General features: G+C 66.4%; 1 protein-coding gene. It reads left to right on the forward strand.

Annotated elements, in window-relative coordinates; all coding sequences use genetic code 11:
• Positions 1 to 38: 38 nt before the first annotated feature.
• The coding region (locus tag RM779_RS33255; RefSeq protein WP_311621531.1) for an acyltransferase domain-containing protein at positions 39 to 610 on the forward strand (572 nt) is incomplete at its 3' end.

Below are 610 nucleotides of genomic sequence, written 5' to 3' on the forward strand. Positions count from 1 at the left end.
GGGAGGCGTTGGCGGGGGTGGAGCCGAGGTCGTCGCGGGTGCCGTTTTATTCGACGGTGGTGGGTGGTGTGTGGGATACGGCTGGTCTGGACGCGGATTATTGGGTGCGGAATCTGCGGGAGACGGTGCGTTTTGGTCCGGTGGTCGAGGGGTTGTTGGGGGAGGGGTTCGGTGCGTTTGTTGAGGTGAGTGCGCATCCGGTGTTGACGGTGGGGGTCGAGGAGTCGGGTGCGGGGTTGGTTGTGGGGTCGTTGCGGCGTGGTGAGGGGGGTGCGGCGCGGTATCTGGCTTCGTTGGCGGAGGGGTATGCGGGGGGTTTGCCGGTGGATTGGTCGGTGTTGTTTCCGGCGGGGGTGGGGGTGGTGGATCTGCCGGCGTATGCGTTCCAGCGGCGGCGTTATTGGTTGGTGTCGCAGCGGGATGGGGCTGTGGGTGCCGGTGGTGTGGTGGATGAGGTGGAGGCGCGTTTCTGGGCGGCTGTGGAGAATGAGGACCCGGGGGCGTTGGCGGACACGTTGCAGATCGATGACGAGCGGTTGCGTGAGGTGTTGCCGGCTCTGTCGACCTGGCGCCGTCGTCACCGCGAACAGTCACACGCCGACTCCTACCG

Origin of the sequence: Streptomyces johnsoniae (assembly GCF_031845565.1) — a bacterium.
In the GTDB taxonomy this organism is placed as follows: domain Bacteria; phylum Actinomycetota; class Actinomycetes; order Streptomycetales; family Streptomycetaceae; genus Streptomyces; species Streptomyces johnsoniae.